We start from the raw sequence: 17597 nt of genomic DNA on the forward strand, positions 1-17597 counted from the left end.
ACCGACGGCTACTCCACTCCTCTGCCATCCAGGCTTTCAATCTGATGATTATGGTGACCGACCAAGACGTGCTGGTGCCGGAGAGAACGGACGTCGAGCACGATGACGTGGACGCAGGTTTGAGCCACGGCTGATTCCGGCGGGCCGGGGAGGCATCTTGGAATTTAGCCCTGGCGCGCGTCGTAGAAGACATCTCCGTCCTCGTCTGGCTGTGCCGCCAGGACGGCGTTGCGAACGGGCGCCGCCTGAGGGTTGACGACCGCCACCGGCGGGAGTGGATTGACGACCTGCCCGCCGCCCGGGGCCCCCAAGGGCTGCAGGCGAGCCTGGAAATCGTTCTGGGCGCGGATTTCAGCTCGAGCACTCACTGCCCCTTCGGTGTAGCTGACCATCGCCGCGCCGTTGGCCACTGCTCCTTCCAGCACGGCGGTGCCGAACTTCCCAGTGTCGAAGGCGGTGGCCTGGCCGGTGGCGAGGTCGAGTCCCTGGCCGATCGCGTGAGCCTCCGTAGCCCCGACCGCTCCCTCGACAAAGCCCAGGGCGAATGATCCGGCCGCCCGAACGAGCAACGACCGGGAGGAAGCGATGGCCAGGAACGCCCCGTCTGTCGCGGCGGCCAACGCGACATCGATCATGAATTCCAGGCCGATCGCGAGCCAGTCTCCCCACGTGGATTCGCCGTCGCTCGTCCCGCGGGGGTCATCGCGGTTGATCGGGTCTTGTGAGGCGTAGTCGTAGGCGTTGAGGCCGCCGCCGATGACGGGGTCGGGCTGGGTAAACCGGCCGAGCACGGGCAGGTAGACCCGAGCGCCCATCAGGAGGTAGGCGGTCGACAGGCCGATCGTGTCAAGCCCGTTCTTCTGCTGCCAGGCCGGTGTGGCCGCTGACGGGTCGAGAGCGACTTGCCCGTTCAGCGCGTTCCCGAAGGGGTCGTACAAATGGGGCGGCGTAGTGGCAGGCGCGCCGTCGGCGCCGGTGTCGAACCAGCGGTCACCCCGCAGATCCGGATAGCCCCAGGTAGCGAGCGGGGCCGCGGGGTCGGCTGCCGCCACGTCCTGTCGGAGCATCGTCGAGGTGCCGACGGCCCCAGCGGCCGGAGCCGCCGGAGTGGTCCGTGTCCCCGCGGCGGGGGAGGCCGTCCCGACGATCTCGCTCGAAGAATCGGCAGACGGAGACTGCGTACCAGCCGAAGTCTGAGGCACCGCGTCGGGCGTAGCGATGGGACCGGGTGTGGGGGTCGGGGGATTCGGGAAGGTCATCAGCGGTGACGGTGCCGGCGTAGTCGGCGGCACCGCTGCGCTGCTGACGGCCGGGGGCGGTGTCGTGGTGGGGGGCGTCGGCTGCGTCGGCGCTGCGCTCAGTGAGGTGGGCGGGGCGGTGGAGGTGGTTTGCACGGTGACACCGCCGGCCAGGGTCAGCGTCCGGGAGAGCACGTGGTTGGCCTCGTCCAGCAGGTACCCGCCTTGGCTGTACCGGGCGGTCACCGCCGGCGCGCCTGCGGCAGTCATGGTGCGGGCGATCACCTGCCCGCCGCCGTCCCGGTGGTAGTCCACCGTGGTGGTGGCGTCGGCGGCGCGGACGAGCGCCCCGGTGTGGTCGTAGGCCAGAGCCAGTGCGCCCACCCCGACGAGGTCGGCCCCGGTGAGCTGGTCGTAGGTGAGGGCGCCGACCGTCGGGTCGGTGGTGGACAGCAACCGGCTCCCGACGGCGTCGTAGGTCCAGGTGGAGGTGGCGCCGTCGACGGTCTGGCTGGTGCGGTTGCCGTTCGCGTCGTAGGTCCATGCCCAGGCGCGGTGATCGACCTGGGCCGTGGTGTCCAGGGCTGCCTGGACCAGACGGCCGGAACGGTCGTAGCCGTAGCGGAAGGTGGCACGGGTGTCCGGGGTCGTCCGCTCGTCGACCAGGATCCGGCCCGTCGCGCTGATCCGGTGCTTGTCGGAAAAGGTGCGGCCGTCGGCGGTGGTGTACGTGACCGCGGTGGCCCGTTCGTTGGCGTCGTAGGCCAGGGTCGCCTTCACCCCGTTGCCGAAGGCGACCGAATCCGGCCGGCCGTCGGCGAGGTACCGGGTGGTGGACAGCAGGGCCCCGTCGAGGGTGACGGCCAGCGGGCTGCCGTCCGGGGTGTGACTGGTGGTGGTGGTGCTGCTGACCGGGGCAGTCCCATCGGTCGGCGCGGTGGTGATCGTGGTGCTGACGGCCAGTCCCGAAGCCGGATCAAAGGTGGTTCGGGCGGTGGTCCCCCAGCTGTCGATGCTGGCGGTCAGCCTGCCGGTGATGTCCACCACCGACGTCGTCGTGGTGACCGTTCCGTCGGCCGCGGTGGCCGTGACCCGGGTCTGCAGAGGGTTGTTCTGGTAGCGATGGTCGGTGTCGGTGCTGGAGGAGGCAGTCTGGTCCCGTGCCTCGTGGTGCACCACCCGGCCCGCGGCGTCGAACTCCGTGCAGCTCGTGCGATGCCCGTCGGAAGTGGCCGACGTGCGTCCTGCGTTGTCGTACCAGGTCGAGTAGACGGCCGACGGGTCACCTGTGCCCGTGCGGTTCGGGTCGGTGGTGGCGCGCGGGTGGCCGGCCTGGTTCGCCGGGACGCTTCCCGGGCACGGTGCCGTGGCCTGTTCGTCCACCCCCCAGTAGGTGAGGGTGGTGGTGTCCCCGGCCGGTGACTGGGCAGTCAGCTGTCGACCCCAGGCTCCGGCGGCCGTGTCCAGCGACTCGTAGGTCTGCCGGGTGGTCAGTCCGCCGTCGTCGGTCCGGCTGGTGAGTTGTCCGGTCGACGGGTCCTGGAACACCGCCGTCGCGGTGGACGTGACGGGCTCGTCGGCGTTCAGGTTGTCCGCGGTCTTCTTGGCCGTCTTGAGCTGGTAGTCCGGGCTGAGCTGGTCCATCGGGATGGGCGACGGTGACAGGCCGGCGGGGCCGGCACTTAGGGTCAGGGTGCCGGCGCTGTCGGCGACGGGCGTCGCGACGGAGGTGTCGATGCGGATGCGGTGCGGGCCGGCCTCGAGATCGAGGGAATCGCACGCCGACTGCACGCAGGCCACGTTGTCGACCCACAACCGGCTGGTCGAATCCGGCTCGACGGTCACGGCGTAGGTGCCCTTGGCGCCCACGGTCCAGAGACCGGTGAGGCGGGCGCTCCAGGGTTGTTGTTCCCCCCCGACCGGGCTGCGCGGCCAGTTCAGGGCCAGCGACTGGATCGGTTGCCCGGCCAGGGTGGGGCCGGTCTCCGTCCGGGCCGGTGCGCCGGTGTAACTCGGGTTGGCCCAGTAGGTGGTGGCCAGTCCGGTCAGCGGCTTCCCGTTCACAGGGTCGTCGGTGAAGGTGCGGTCCAGTAGGTAGGTGGTGGACGGCGACGAGTCACCGACCCCTCCGATGGTGGGTCCGGTCGTCCGCGTGCGCACGCCGTCGGTGTAGTCGAAGGTGGACACCCCGCCGGCGGCGTCCGTGACCGACTTCTGGTGGTCGGCCGCGTTGTCCCAGGACTGGGTGGATGTGCGGGCCGAGGCGTCGCGCCAGGTGGTCGGGGTCAGATACGCAGGGTCGAAGTCCACCTCGCCGAGGTAGCCGGCCGGGGTCGAGACGCCCGGCGTGCTGATCGTCGTGGTACCTGACCGGTAGGCGTAGGTGCGCGTCATCCGCACCGACGGGTCCCCCGTGGCCGGGGCGTCGATGGCCACGACGCGGCCCTGGTCGTCGTAGTGCAGCAGGGTCGTGGTCCCTGCCGCGTCCACGCCGGGTACGGCAGCCGCGACGGCGGCGGCGGCGAGGGGGGTGCGCAGGGCGGACATGCGACCGGCCGCGTCATAGGCCGCATCGGTCACCTGGGCATCCACCCCGGCCCCCGACATGTCGACCGCCCGCCCCAGCTGAACACCGGATCCGCTGGCGACGTAGTGCATCTCGCTGCGTGAGCCGTCCCAGAAGTCGACGGCGCACAGGGCCCCCGCGGGCGCCGGGACGAACCCCGTCGGTTCGACGGTCGGGCACCCGGGGCCCCCGCCGTACCGGAGCTGGATCTGCTGCCCGGAGATCGGATCCGACAGGGACTGCAGCCGGTCATCGGCCCAGACCTGCTGCACGGAACGGACTCCGCTGTGGCTCACATCGGTGACGAAGGCGGTCGCATCCTGCGCGGGGGCGTCCGGCGTGGCCGAGAACACGGTGGTGACCTGGTCCTGTCCGGTGGTCGTCCAGGTTCCGTCGGCGTTGCGGGAGACCCAGGTGAAGGCGCCGGTGGGTTGCTGGCCGGACCCCCAGACCGGCGCGTAGAGGCCGGGGGAGGCCTCCACGAAGCTGACGGCGCTCCCGGAGGTGCCGGTGAGGGTGATGGAACCGTCGACCCGGGCGATGAGCCCCGTCCACGACGAGCCGGAGGGGACCTCGAGCCGCCAACCACTGGGGACACCCTCCTGAGCGCGACTGTTCGGCGCGTAGGCCAGGGTGACGCCCAGGGCGCCGCTTCCACCGCTGACCGTGTGCGAGCTCCACGACGTGGCGGGTTCGCCGGTGGCCAGGCCGACCGTGATGGAGGAGAAGGAGTCGGTGGGTTGTCGTTGGGCGCGTTGGGCGTCGACCCTGAAGTAGTAGGGACCCTGCGTGCTTCCGTCGGGTCGGACGGCGACCCACTGGTACGCCGCTCCCTGCTGAAGGCGGCCGGACGGGTACCGCAGGGTCGGACTGGAGATGGTGTCCGACCACGACACCGTGCCGGCCGCGGCGGACAGGCCCCGGACCGTGAACGTGTACTGACCCTGCTGCGGATCGGGCGGCTGCAGCGTCGGGGTCAGCGAGCTGGCGATACCGATCTTGTCGGACACCACGGCACTGCCGTAGTCGGGGGCGAAGGGCTGCCCGGCTCCGACGGACGAAGTCGGAAGTGCCGCGAGATCCGCAGCAGCCCCAGAACCGCCGGCCGACAGGACATCGACGCCGGCGGAGCTCGCCGGCGCCGCTGCGGCGACAGCGGACCGCACCGGATCTGTCGTGGCGGCCCGGGGCACGGGCACCTGCCCCGTGCATGCAGCGACCGTGAGGGCGGCGGTGACCGCGAGCGCGACGAGGCGGCAGGGCCGGGAGCGACGGGTCATCAGCGGGCCGGCACCGGCAGCTGGGTGGTCGGCAGCGGGGGTCGTCGGCACGGGTCTCCTCGGAGTCGGGCGAAATCCCGGGCGAACGTCCCGGGCAGTGGGGAGGTCGGAAGGTCAGACCTGGCGGTACTGCTGCAGGACGGCGACCCAGGAGTCGTGGGCCTCGGTGAAATCCGCGACGCAGAAGGGTCGATCAGCGGCCGGGAGGTCCGCGGCGAGGTCTGCGTGCCCGCCCGGGTCGTTGCCGTAGACCAGACACCGCAGGCGTGCGGCCCGCAGCTGAGCCGGCAGATGGTCGTCGAACAGATCCACCGTGGTGGTGCGATCGCCATAGCCCTGGAGGAAGTCCGCGTAGGCCAGTACGTCCTGGTCCAGGCCCTGCACCCGGTCACCGACCAAGCGCACAGCGGCGGCGGCGAACGTGTCGGCGACGACCTCCTCCCCGCCGAGTACCGGCAGGCGGTAGGCCTCGACCAGCACGTGACCGATCTCGTGGAGCATCACCCCGGACGTCGCCTGCACGGTGGCGATGTCCAGCTCGGCCACAGTGGCGGTCGGCCGCTGGGACGACAGGGCGGCCCGGACCTGCGCGACAAAGGCGTAGGGCACCACGAGTTCGTGGCGGGCAGCGTCATAGGCGGCCCCACCGCCGCCCGCGGAGAACCGGACCCGGACATCGTGGGGAAGCGAGAGCTGCTCGGTCATCTCCGTCGTCAGGGCAGGAAACACCTCAGCCCGGCGCACCAGGTCCGCGGGCCCCTGCTCGGCAGGGTCGGTGGGCTCATCGAAGGCGAGGACGACCTCACCGGCCGGGGGCGCCTGCCCCTCCACGAAGGATCGACCGGCGACGAGCATGACGGCGGCTGTCACGACAGCGGCCGCCACCAGCACGACGGGCATCCACCGCCGTGCAGCGGGCGCGCGTGGGTTCCCACAGTGCGAGGCGGGTGCGGCAACGGGCGCCGACGCCGCCCGTGCCGACCGTCCGGCGGAGCCCGAGCCGGCCCCGGGCATCACTTGGAGATCTCGACCAGAACGGTGCTCGGCCCGGAGTTCGACCCCGCCACCACCACCCTGCACTTCAGGGTCGAGGTCGTGGTCGGCGAGGAGACCTCGCACTTGGTGGCCGGACTCGCCTTCGTGGGGTCGTCCTTGTTCACGGTGGCCTGGATCTCCAGCGTGACACCCACGTCAGTGGAGACGGCAGCTTCGGTCGCCTCGTATTCGACCGTCAAGGTGGCGTCGGTCTGGTTGGACCGATAGCCCCCGTAATACGCCCGTCCGCGCCCGTCGCCGCCGTCGGCGGTCAGGGTGGCCCTGTCGTCAGCCTGATTGGTCGCCGTCGGATCGGCCAGGATCCCGGCCATGGTCGCCGGGCGCTGCTTGGTGAGCACGAGCCCGGGCACGTTGTTGTGGACCTCGACGGTGATCGGACGATTGCTGAAGGTGAAGTGGTAGTCCGCGCTGTAGGCCTTCTCGCCGGGGTCCTGCTTGCTGCAGAAGAGGAACTCCGTGGCGGTGCACCCCGACGAGTTGCTTCCGACATAGGGCATGTCGATGGAGTACCCGACCACGTCCTCGGTGCGGAACGGGTCCTCCTGCACGTGGTACTTCACGTACGCCTCGATCCCCGCCCCCTTGGACTGGTAGGAGGACCAGACCGGATCTCCGCTCCCGGCAACGGGACTGACCGGTCCGTGGTTGTCGTAGATCTCGCCGTGGTTCTCGTACTGGTCGAAGGAGGCGAGGCTGAAGGCCCCGTTGAGCTGACCCGGCCCGGTGAACCTCTCGAGGTCGGCGTGGTAGTAGACGCACGCGGTGATCGAGTTCCCGCCCCGGTCGCAGTTCGTACCGGACATGAACGAGATCGGCCCCTGCACGTCGGCGCGGACAGGAGCCGCGTCCGTGGACCCGGTGGACGTACCCGGGGGGGACACCCCGCCCGCGTCGGACACGGTTGCGGGAGAAGAGCTCAGTTCATCTGTGCTCGAAGCGTCCTGCGCGCCGGAGGAACACCCCGCCAAGGCGAGAAGGGCGATGACAGGCAGCACGAACCGAAGCCTGGAGTTGATCATGGGGATAAGGACCCGTCCGTCCGGAGGGATCGGCTGACCGGCGGCCGAGACGCCACGGCCGAGGAACGACCGTGCATCGGACAGTAGTCGATCAGTACTCTCTGTGGTCTTATCTGTGGAGGGACATGTCATCACGCAGCGTGACAGCGGACTCCCAGATGCAGCGACCGGGAGACGGCATGGGGGAGCACCCTCGGTGCGCTACAGCGGCCGCCAGCCACGATCACACGTAAAGACGGCCATCAGGAAGAGACCACCGGCGACGCAGTGAACAAGTGTTTGAGGGAGAGTGGCCGGCCCCTGAGCTGGCTTTCCGCTTCCTCCCGGCTTGGAACTGCATGGCCGGCGCAGGTCAAAAAGCTTTACTGACAAGACCTCGAATGGGACGCGCGCGTTGGCCTCCTGAAGTTTCGCTCATCGGTTCCTTTGGGTCTTGTGCGCACAGGGCCAGGTTGGCGAGTCGTAAGGTGCCGAAGTGCGGGTCCTAGCCTGACATAATGCACATTATCGGCACAACGATCCGTGCTGAGCGACGGTAGGTCGCGGCGATGTCCGGGCCTGCTCACCGAGGCTGACACCATCCGGCCAATCCTCAGCCAGGCTCCTGACTGCAGCGCGGCTGGATGGTTGCTGGGCTGCTCGGCCGCGCCGTCGGTATCGGAGTTCTTGGTCCGACCGGCATGGGGAGTTGGTGGCCGGCGAACCTTTACGAGGGGCTGCTCCGGGCGCCAGCGACTCACCATCCAGCCCGACCTGCCGGCCCCGTCCGTCCCCACCCGGACCCGCGCCTATACGTCACGTGACGCAATGAGCCGAGTCCCAGGGAAGCAGTCAACTGCTACCGATCTACCTCCTATGCAACCGCTCGTCCCGCCCTTCCGTCTGTCCGGTGACGTCGCCGACCGGGAGGAACCCTCATGAGCGCCACCCAGACCAGAGTCGTGTTGGCCGGGCTGGCCGGACTCACCACCGTGCTCGTGACGGCGTGTTCTTCCGGCGCCGGGAACGACCAGGCCGTCGATACCGGCGGCGCCTCTCCACTGTCTCCGACCCAGCAGGCCGTCGAGGCCGTGGCCGCTGCTACGACGAGCGCCGTGCCCGATGCGCCGTCCGGTGGTCTGCGATTGATCACCACGCTCGGCACCGGACAAGCCACCGGCGTACCGGACATCGTCACAGTGACGCTTGGCGTGCAGACCGCCGCCGCGACTGCGCAGGCAGCGTTGGACGACAACAACCAGCGGTCCGCCGGTCTCCTCACCGCCTTGAAGGCCCAGGGCGTCGCCGACGCCGACATCCAGACCAACCAGGTGTCGGTCCAACCGAGCTACGACCAGGCCGGCGGCATCACCGGTTACCAGGTCAGCAACATGGTCACGGCCACGATCCGCCCGCTGGCCTCGGCCGGTGCTGTACTCGATGCGGTCACCCAGGCGACCGGCGACGCCATCCGCATCCAGTGGATCGCCCTGTCGATCGACGACGACACCCCCGTCAGGGCGCAGGCCCGAGCCGACGCGGTCGTCAAGGCGAAGGCTCAGGCCGAGCAGTTGGCCGCGGCCGCCGGGGTGACTCTCGGACCGGTGTTCTCAGTGGTCGAGACCCCCCTGAACGGCGGCGGGGCGTACCAGAGCTACGCCGCGTCCTCTGCAGCCGCCGGATCGCCCGTCCCGATCGAGGCCGGCACCCAGGACGTGTCCGTCCAGGTCCAGGTCGCCTTCGAGATGCGATGAGCCGGCCCGAACCCCGCCGAGGCAGGTTGACGGGTCACCGGGTCGATCCGTCACCCTGAGGAAGCACCGAAAGCCACCCGCCGAGCGGTCACGCCAGCTGACACGATGCCGTCGTGAACTTCTTCCTGTCCGCCGGGTTCGGCGGCCTGTGCGCGGTGATCGGCGCGGCCATCGCCTACGCGGCCGCGACCCTGGCCACCCGCCAGAAGTCCAAGACCGACGCGGACCAGCGCAGGCAGGGCGAGGTCGCAGCTGCGTGGGACCGGTTCAAGTGGGTCATGGACCACCGCGATGAGTTCTCCCCCGCCCTCACCATCAGCCTGACCATCCAGCTCACCCAGACCGCCGACCGGCTCGGTGACCCCGACCTGGTCGCCATCGGTCGGGAGATCGGGACGGAGCTCCTCCGTCAGGGCGAACTGGCCCCGGCCGATCCGTCATCGACAACCGGGGATGATCCGGCGGATACTGAACTGGATCAGGAAGGGACGTGACCGCGATGTCTGCACCCACCACCCGTCGCAACCCGTTCGACGGCCTCACGCCGGACCAGCGCAAGGACGCCATGCGCAAGGCAGCGGAGATGGTCGACTGGCAGAGTCGCATCCTGGGCCAGCCCACGCCGGCCATCGCCAAGAAGTACCTCCCGCCGAACCCCGCCACCCGCTGACCGCTCGCGGCCCCCTGACCTCACCGCTCCTTCTGCACCTCGCCGTCGCCGATCCGTCAGACATCCTCCGCGGCCATGCGCCGGCGTCGGCTCGACGGATGCGAGGCTGACGGCATGTCCGGAACCGCCGTCCCGTCACCCGATCCTCTCCCTGTCGACCGCAGTCGAGGTCCGGAGGCAAGCAGCGGGGTCGACGTCGCGCAGCGGCCGGTGAACGATCCCGATCCGGTGACGCGCACGGTCTCCCGATGGTTCGCTCGGGACGCAGTGCTCCCGACCGGCCCGGCCCGGGACGTGTCGTTCACCGCCGCGGCCGGCGTGCTGACGGACGTCGCCGTCGGGTCGGAGCCCCATCCCGACGCCACCCGCCTGCCCGGCGTCGTGCTGCCCGGTCTGGCCAACTGCCACAGCCACGCCTTCCACCGCGCGCTGCGCGGGCGCACCCACGGCGACGGCGGGACGTTCTGGACGTGGCGCGAAGGCATGTACGAGGTGGCCGGCCGCCTGGATCCCGACCGGTACCTGGCCCTGGCCCAGGCGACCTACGCCGAGATGGCCCTGGCCGGGATCACCGCCGTCGGCGAGTTCCACTACCTGCACCACCAGCCCGACGGCCGGCCCTTTGACGACCCGAACGCCATGGGTGCAGCACTCGTCCAGGCCGCCGACGACGCCGGGATCCGCCTGACCCTGCTCGACACCTGTTACCTGGCCGGGGGTCTCACATCTCAGGGGCACCAGGAGCTCGGTGACCGGCAGCTCCGGTTCGGCGACGGCACCGCGGACCGGTGGGCCGAACGCGTCGCCCTGCTGCGCGACACGGACGCCGTGCGCATCGGCGCCGCGGTGCACTCCGTACGGGCGGTTCCCCGGGGCGCGCTCCGGGTGGTCGCGGACGCCGCGGCCGGCCGGCCGCTGCACGTGCACCTGTCCGAGCAACCAGCGGAGAACGAGGCCTGCCAGGGCTTCTACGGCCTGTCCCCCACGGCCCTGCTCGATGCCGAAGGCGTGCTGGGCCCGCGGACCAGCGCCGTCCACGCGACCCATCTGACGGGAGGAGACATCGCCACCCTGGGCCGCACCGGCACCACCTCCTGCTTCTGCCCGACCACCGAACGGGATCTCGCCGACGGGATCGGCCCGGCCCGGGCCCTTCAGCGGGCCGGGTCGCCGCTGTCCCTCGGGTCCGATCAGCACGCCGTCATCGATCTCCTCGAGGAGGCGCGGGCGCTGGAGATGCACGAACGGCTGGACAGCCGGGAACGGGGCCGCTTCTCCCCCGTCGAGTTGCTGACCGCGGCGACCCGGTACGACTCCCTGGGGTGGCCGTCGGCCGGCCGCCTGGAGGTCGGGGCGGCCGCCGACCTCGTCGCCGTCCAAACCGACTCCCCGCGGACGGCCGGATCGCTCCCGGGGCAGATCCTGCTGTGCGCCACCGCATGCGACGTCGACACCGTCGTGGTCGCGGGTCGGACCGTGGTCAGCGACGGCGCCCACGTGCTCGGTGACGTCGGGCGCCTGCTCGCCGAGGCCATCGCGCCGCTGTGGGCGAGCGACTGAGCCGACCGCCCGGCCGGCCGATCAGCGCGGCAGCCGACGGGTCTGCCGGACCCGGGCGACGAGGCTGCCCTGCTCGTCGTGCAGATCGGCCTCGTCCACGCACACCCCGCCGTCCTGCCAGGCCGTCCACTGGTCCACCCGCACCCAGGCACCCAGCGGGGGCGGGGTGCCGATGACATGCAGGGTCAGTTCGACCGTCGGCACGATGACGGGCGCCGACAGCACGGCGTAGAGGCTCGGCGGCAGACAGTCCACCAGCACCCCGAGCTGGGTCGTCGCGTCCGGCAGGTGGGCGGGCTCCCGCAGCCGCACCCAGGCGGTCAACCGGGGCTCCGCGCCGCCGGCCAGGGGCCGCCCGGTGCCCAGCGCCCGGAACTCCAGGTGCGTGGTGAACGGGACGAAGTCCGCGGGCTGCACCAGGGCCTCGCCGCCCTCCGGACCGACGAACCCGGCGGGCAGATCCCCGGCGTGCGTGGTGGAGGAACCCGGGGCCGAACCGATCGCCAGCACCTGGGTGACCGCTCGCAGCGTGCCGGCCTGCCACGTCCCGCTGCGCACGCTCGACGTCGACCCGAGCCGGTCCGGTTCGACCCGCGCCGTCACCGCGAGATCGGGGGCCACGGCCTGCAGGAAGTGCGTCGTGCTCGTCCGCACCACCGGCCGCCGACCGGCCGTCGAGGTCAGGTCGGCCAGGGCGGCGGCCACCGCGTGGCCGACGATGAGTCCGCCCTGGATGGAGGTGAACGACCGCCAGGACCGGTCCCAGGTCGTGGTCTGTCCCTGCGCGGTGTGTTCCGGCACGGCGCTCGCCGGTGTGCTGCGTTCCTGCTCCGCCTCGCTCATGACCCCCATCCTCGCCCTCCGGTCGGAGCGGCATGCCGCCGACGTCGGCCCACCGACGGTGGCGGGACGTCAGGGTCGGATGAGACCGCGTCGCGGCAGGTACTCCCGGGTGTCCTTCTCCTTGCTGCACAGGGTGCAGGCCCGGTAGCCCTGCTGTTCCAGGCCGCGGGTCTCGGGGTTGGGATCGGGGAAGTCGACGAAGTGGTGCCAGTGGATGCGGCAGCGCCAGTGTCGCCCGGTGGGCAGCGCGTCCTGGGCGCCCAGCCGGACGGGTCGGTCGTCGTCGGAACGGGCAGCCGTCACGCCGGACCCTCCTCCCCTGCGAACAGACCGCGTCAGGCTGCCGGTCTCCCCACCGCGGGTCCACCGACCCCGAGACGGTGCGATGGCACCCACGCCAGTGTGCGCCGGGAGTCGGACTCCTCGGAAGACCCCACGACCGGGGACCGAGCCCGCGTTCCCCGATTCGCCTTCGGGACGGACCATCTTCCCCCACCGGTGCGGTAGGGAATTCCGACGGCGCTGTTATCGTCGTCAGCGGTGATGAGCGTCAGCATCGAGCCCTGGCTTGCTGACCGGCAACCCTCCCTGCGGTGGGGTGCTCCAGGTGACAACCGGGCCGTGTCGATCGACGCGGCAAGCGCACGGAGCGGGCGGACGCCCGCGGAAGCAGGTCGAACGCCATGAGCAACTCGCCGGCCCTGACCGCCCGGTGGGTGACGCGCCGCCACATCGATCTGCAGCGCTCGCACAGCGCACTCTGTCCGCGCTGACCGCAGCCGCCCCTCCGTTCGCCCCTGCTCCCTGACGCGTCTCCGACGCCCGGGACCGCACCCATCCCCGAAGGTTTCCATGACCCCCCTGCATCTCGCCATCGCCCTCGACGGCGCCGGCTGGCACCCCGCCGCCTGGCGCGAACCCACCGCCCGGCCGGCCGAGCTGTTCACCGCCGGCTACTGGGTCGACCTGGTCCGCTCCGCCGAGGCCGGCCTGCTCGACTTCGTCACGGTGGAGGACTCGTTCGACCTGCCTCCGCTGTCCCTTGACCCGCAGCACGTCCAGGGGCGACTGGACGCGGTGCTCACCGCCTGCCGCGTCGCCCCGCTCACCGAGCGGATCGGCCTGGTCCCCACCCAGGTCGCGACGCACACCGAGCCGTTCCACGCGGCCAAGGCGATCGCCACCCTGGACTTCGTGTCCCGGGGCCGGGCCGGCACCCGCATCCAGGTGTCCCACCGGGCCACCGAGTTCGCCAACGTCGGCCGGCGCACCCCACCCGACGTCAGGGACGCCGACCAGCTGGGCGTCCTGTTCGACGAGGCCGCCGACCACGTGGAGGTCTCCCGCCGGCTCTGGGACAGCTGGGAGGACGACGCCGAGATCCGCGACGCGGCCACCGGTCGGTTCATCGACCGGTCCAAGGTGCACTACATCGACTTCGCCGGGGACTTCTTCTCGGTGAAGGGCCCGTCGATCGTGCCCCGCCCCCCGCAGGGCCAGCCGGTCGTCACCGCCCTCGCCCACGTGGAGCACGCCTACCGGCTGGCCGCACGCAGCGCCGACATCGTGTTCGTGACGCCCCGCGACGCGGACGACGCCGCGCACATCGTGGGTCTGGTGCGCGAGGCGGAGGCCGAAGCCGGCCGTGAGCAGGGGGAGGTGCGGGTCTTCGCCGACCTGGTCGTGTTCCTCGACCGGCCCGGCGAGTCCGGCGCGGCCCGGCGGGCCCGCCTGGACGCCGCGGACGGGACGGAGGGGACCGAGTACGCCTCCGACGCCGCCATCCTCACCGGGTCGGCGGCGCTCGTCGCCGATGTGCTCGCGTCCTGGCAGCACGCCGGGATCTCCGGGTACCGACTGCGCCCGGCCGCCCTGCCCGACGATCTGGACGCCATCACCGCCGACCTCGTTCCCGAGCTGCAGTCCCGCGGGCTGTTCCGGCGGGAGTACGCCGAGACCACCCTGCGCGAACGGCTCGGCCTGGACCGCCCGCCCAGCCGCTACGCGTCCGCCGCCGCGGCCACCGCGGCCACCGGCAGCACCGCCGTCACCACCGGAGGAGTGGCATGAGCCGCCCACGCAAGCAGATCCATCTCGCCGCGCACTTCCCCGGCGTCAACAACACCACCGTGTGGAGCGACCCCCGCTCGGGCAGCCACATCGACTTCGACTCCTTCCGCCGGTTCGCCCAGGTCGCCGAGCGGGCGAAGTTCGACTTCCTGTTCCTGGCCGAGGGTCTACGGCTGCGGGAGCAGAACGGGCGCATCTACGACCTGGACGTCGTCGGCCGCCCGGACACCTTCGCGGTCCTGGCCGCGCTGGCCGGGGTGACCGATCGACTCGGGCTGGCCGGCACCATCAACTCCACGTTCAACGAGCCGTTCGAGGTGGCGCGGCAGTTCGCCACCCTGGACCACCTGTCCGCCGGCCGGGCCGCCTGGAACGTCGTCACCTCCTGGGACGCCTTCACCGGGGAGAACTTCCGCCGCGGCGGCTTCCTGCCGCAGGACCAGCGCTACGAACGGGCGGAGAGCTTCCTGGACGCGGCCGGCGTGCTGTTCGACTCCTGGGCCGGGGTCGAGGTGACCGCGGACAAGGCGGCCACCTTCCTGGGCGGTGTGCCCGGCGACGGCCCCGGCCGATACGCGGTGCACGACAACCACTTCGACATCTCGGGGCAGTTCACCGTGCCGCAGAGCCCACAGGGCCGGCCGGTGATCTTCCAGGCCGGTGACTCCGAGCAGGGCCGGGAGTTCGCCGCCGCGTCCGCCGACGCGATCTTCACCCGGCACGGCACCCTGGAGGCCGGACAGGCGTTCTACGCCGACATCAAGGGCCGGCTCGGCCGGTTCGGCCGGACCCACGACCAGCTCCTCGTGCTGCCGGCGGCCACCTTCGCCCTCGGCGACACCCAGGAGCAGGCGGAGGAGAACGCCGCCGACATCCGCCGCCGACAGGTGTCCGGGCAGACGGCGATCAAGCTCGCCGAGCAGCTGTGGAACCTGGACCTGTCCGACCACGACCCGGACGGACCGGTACCCACCGTCGACCCGGTCGTCGGCGAGAACACCATCGCCCGCGGGCGGGCCAGCGTGCGCCAGCACACCGATCCGCGGGAAACCGCGCAGAAGTGGCGGGACCTGGCCGCGGAGAAGGGACTGTCGCTGCGCGGGGTCGTCATCGAGATGAGTGCCCGGCAGACCTTCGTCGGCACCCCGGAGCGGGTCGCCGACCTGATCGACGAGTACGTGCAGGCCCACGCCAGCGACGGCTTCATCCTCGTCCCGCACATCACCCCCGACGGGTTGGCCGACTTCGCCGACTCCGTCGTCCCGATCCTGCAAGAGCGCGGGGTGTTCCGCACCGAGTACACCGGGACGACCCTGCGGGAGCACCTCGGGCTCGCCCTCCCCGCGAACACGAAGAAGGCTGTGGCGTCATGAGTCTGTTGACCTTCCCCAACCCGGTGAACGAGAAGGCCGCCCGGTCGGTGGCCGGCCTGGTCGTGCTGCTGTGCGCCCTGACACTGGTGACGCGCAGCCCATGGCTGCTCGCCGTGCTGGCCGCCGGGTTCCTCGCCCGGGTGGCCTCCGGGCCCCGGTTCTCGGTGTTCGGACAGCTCGCCACCCGGGTGCTGGCCCCCCGGTTCGGCGCGCTGCGTCTGGTGCCTGGGCCGCCGAAGCGGTTCGCCCAGGCCATCGGGGCCACACTGTCGGTCGCCGCGCTGATCAGCTACATGGCCGGGGCGCACGGCGCGGCATGGGTGCTCGTCGGCCTGATCACCGTCGCCGCCTTCCTGGAGGCCGCGTTCGCGATCTGCCTGGGCTGTCTGATCTTCGGACGGCTGCAGGCGCTCGGCGTCATCCCGGCCTCGGTGTGCGAGGCGTGCAACGACATCCGGCTGCGGCACCCCGCGCGCGGGACCGGCCGTGTCGGGGGCGCCGTCTAGCGTCCGGGCCATGACCGACCGCGTGGGCCACCGCCCGACCGACCGGTGGGGGCTCGTGCGGGCGGCCTACGACACGGTCGCCGGGAGCTACGCCGACCTGGTCAGGATCGACGAGGCCGAGGCCGATCTCGACCTGGCAATGCTGGCCGGGTTCGTGGCCCGGACGGCCGGTCGTGGCCCCGTGCTGGACGCCGGGTGCGGACCGGGCCGGGTCACCCGCCACCTGGCCGACCGCGGGGTGCGGGCCTTCGGTGTCGATCTCTCCCCCGAGATGGTCCGCATCGCCCGCGGTCTGCATCCGGACCTTGCGTTCGCGGCGGCGAGTATCGACGCCCTGCCGGTGGCCTCCGGCTCGGCGGCCGGGGTACTGGCCTGGTACTCGGTGATCCACACCCCACCCGTCGACCTGCCCGTGGTCGTCGGCGAACTGCTGCGGGTGCTGGCGCCCGGCGGTTGGCTGCTGGTGGCCGGGCAGAGCGGGACGGGGAGCCGGCACATCGCTCGCGGCTACGGGCACGACCTGGACCTGACCGCGTATCTGCACACCGCCGATGAGCTCGCCCGGGTCATCGCCGCACACGGCGGGACCGTCCGCGTCCGGATGACGCGGGGTGCGGAACGGACCGAGCGGCACGAGCAGGCCTTCGTCCTGGCCCAGCGGGACTGACGCTCAGGTGCAGGATCCACTCGTCGGCACGCCGAGGGTCAGCAGGAAGTCGCCGATGGCCGCGTCCACGCAGGTGTCCGTGGCCGCGTCCGACGAGACGGTGAGCAGCAGCCCACCCCAGGCGTCGTCGGTGCTGCCCGCAGCGGTCTTCCCGACGGCGCCCGCAGCCGGGGCGACGAGCAGCACCGGCGGGATCACGCAAGTGGTCGGGGCGGCCATCAATCCGTCCGATCCACCCGGCGGAAGTGTCGCGGGGCCGGGGCTGCACGACCGGGCGGCCACCCGGATCTGCGCTGCTGCCGGCCCCGCCGCGGTGAGGGTCATGGGGTCGCCGGTGGTGTCGATGGTGCTCATCACGGGCCCGGTGGTCGTGGCCGGGGTGGGTCGGTCCAGCACGGCGGCGCGGGTGCGGTCCGGGTGGGTCACCGCGTAGTCGGCGACGATCCCGGCCGTCGTGCCTGTCCCGATCAGACTCCAGGTCTGCTCCCCCAGCGCCACCCGGACCGTCTCGAGATCGGCGACCGACCGCGCGGACACGGCCACCAGATCGAAGGTGCGGACCAGCGGGGTGGACGGTTCGCCCAGGACGGCGGAAGCCAGATCGTCGATCGGCGCATCCGGCCCGATCACCATGAGGGCCACCCCTGTCCGGGCCACCGCATCCACCACGGGGCGCCGGACGACGACCGGATCGGTCGAGGTGGTCGAGGCGCCCGCGGTGAGGCTGCCGCACTGCAGTCCGGCCGCCGCGGCGGCGGCGCCGCTGCACGACCGCCAGATGATCCCGTCGTGGCCGGCGATCGCCTCGGCCCGGTCCGCCGCGATGCGCAGGGCGCGCATCTCGGAGTACGCGACGTCCTTGCGGGCGGCGCCGGGGACGGGGTTGAGCCCGTCGAAGTGTTCGGGGTCGATGGCACATCCGGTCAGCAGAAGCAGACAGCCCAGCAGGAGACTCAGCCATCCTGGGGAGGTCCGGGACACGACACCGGCTGGCCCATCATCCCGATGAGGGAGTG

At 71.5% G+C, this 17597-nt stretch carries 14 protein-coding genes and 1 riboswitch; of the genes, 8 read left to right on the plus strand and 6 right to left on the minus strand.

Annotation, left to right across the window (positions count from 1 at the left end):
• Positions 1–164: 164 nt before the first annotated feature.
• From J2S58_RS02725 to J2S58_RS02735, 3 genes are all read right to left on the minus strand, one after another.
• Positions 165–4817 (minus strand): RHS repeat-associated core domain-containing protein, encoded by a 4653-nt coding sequence (locus J2S58_RS02725; RefSeq protein WP_205255500.1) that lies wholly within the window; start codon positions 4815–4817, stop codon positions 165–167.
• Between the two features lie 381 nt (positions 4818–5198).
• Complete coding sequence (locus J2S58_RS02730; RefSeq protein ID WP_205255501.1) at positions 5199–5984, minus strand: DUF4344 domain-containing metallopeptidase; 786 nt, start codon at positions 5982–5984, stop codon at positions 5199–5201.
• A 113-nt stretch (positions 5985–6097) separates the two neighbouring features.
• Positions 6098–7135 (minus strand): hypothetical protein, encoded by a 1038-nt coding sequence (locus J2S58_RS02735; protein ID WP_205255502.1) that lies wholly within the window; start codon positions 7133–7135, stop codon positions 6098–6100.
• 941 nt (positions 7136–8076) lie between these two features.
• On the opposite strand from J2S58_RS02735, the gene J2S58_RS02740 reads away from it, so the two are divergent.
• From J2S58_RS02740 to J2S58_RS02755, 4 genes are all read left to right on the plus strand, one after another.
• On the plus strand, positions 8077–8892 hold the full coding sequence (locus J2S58_RS02740; RefSeq protein ID WP_205255503.1) for an SIMPL domain-containing protein: 816 nt from the start codon (positions 8077–8079) through the stop codon (positions 8890–8892).
• Positions 8893–9005: 113 nt separating this feature from the next.
• Positions 9006–9386 carry a hypothetical protein gene (locus tag J2S58_RS02745; protein WP_205255504.1) on the plus strand — a complete coding sequence of 127 codons (381 nt, stop codon included), beginning with the start codon at positions 9006–9008 and terminating at the stop codon, positions 9384–9386.
• A 5-nt stretch (positions 9387–9391) separates the two neighbouring features.
• The gene (locus J2S58_RS02750; protein WP_205255505.1) at positions 9392–9562 is read left to right on the plus strand and encodes a hypothetical protein; all 171 of its coding nucleotides are present in this window, start codon (positions 9392–9394) and stop codon (positions 9560–9562) included.
• 210 nt (positions 9563–9772) lie between these two features.
• On the plus strand, positions 9773–11122 hold the full coding sequence (locus tag J2S58_RS02755; protein WP_306826322.1) for a formimidoylglutamate deiminase: 1350 nt from the start codon (positions 9773–9775) through the stop codon (positions 11120–11122).
• A 21-nt stretch (positions 11123–11143) separates the two neighbouring features.
• Here the strand turns inward: J2S58_RS02755 and J2S58_RS02760 are convergent, their stop codons facing one another.
• A complete protein-coding gene (locus tag J2S58_RS02760) occupies positions 11144–11965 on the minus strand; it encodes a thioesterase family protein (RefSeq protein WP_205255507.1) in 822 nt (273 codons plus the stop codon).
• 69 nt (positions 11966–12034) lie between these two features.
• Complete coding sequence (locus J2S58_RS02765) at positions 12035–12268, minus strand: hypothetical protein (protein WP_205255508.1); 234 nt, start codon at positions 12266–12268, stop codon at positions 12035–12037.
• 236 nt (positions 12269–12504) lie between these two features.
• Positions 12505–12614, plus strand: a riboswitch (SAM riboswitch).
• A 203-nt stretch (positions 12615–12817) separates the two neighbouring features.
• Between J2S58_RS02765 and J2S58_RS02770 the strand changes: the two genes are divergently transcribed.
• From J2S58_RS02770 to J2S58_RS02785, 4 genes are read left to right on the plus strand one after another with little or no spacing between them, the layout of a single operon-like run.
• Complete coding sequence (locus J2S58_RS02770) at positions 12818–14035, plus strand: LLM class flavin-dependent oxidoreductase (protein WP_205255509.1); 1218 nt, start codon at positions 12818–12820, stop codon at positions 14033–14035.
• Positions 14032–15408, plus strand: coding sequence for an NtaA/DmoA family FMN-dependent monooxygenase (locus tag J2S58_RS02775; RefSeq protein WP_205255510.1), 1377 nt, complete (start codon positions 14032–14034; stop codon positions 15406–15408). Before J2S58_RS02770 ends, J2S58_RS02775 begins: the two co-directional genes overlap by 4 nt.
• Positions 15405–15914, plus strand: coding sequence for a DUF4395 domain-containing protein (locus J2S58_RS02780; RefSeq protein ID WP_205255511.1), 510 nt, complete (start codon positions 15405–15407; stop codon positions 15912–15914). Before J2S58_RS02775 ends, J2S58_RS02780 begins: the two co-directional genes overlap by 4 nt.
• A gap of 10 nt (positions 15915–15924) precedes the next feature.
• On the plus strand, positions 15925–16581 hold the full coding sequence (locus J2S58_RS02785) for a class I SAM-dependent DNA methyltransferase (protein WP_205255512.1): 657 nt from the start codon (positions 15925–15927) through the stop codon (positions 16579–16581).
• A 3-nt stretch (positions 16582–16584) separates the two neighbouring features.
• Here J2S58_RS02785 and J2S58_RS02790 read toward each other — a convergent pair whose 3' ends face one another.
• Positions 16585–17562 (minus strand): hypothetical protein, encoded by a 978-nt coding sequence (locus J2S58_RS02790; protein ID WP_205255513.1) that lies wholly within the window; start codon positions 17560–17562, stop codon positions 16585–16587.
• Positions 17563–17597 lie beyond the last annotated feature (35 nt).

The sequence above is a fragment of the Nakamurella flavida genome (assembly GCF_030811475.1).
Lineage (GTDB): Bacteria > Actinomycetota > Actinomycetes > Mycobacteriales > Nakamurellaceae > Nakamurella > Nakamurella flavida.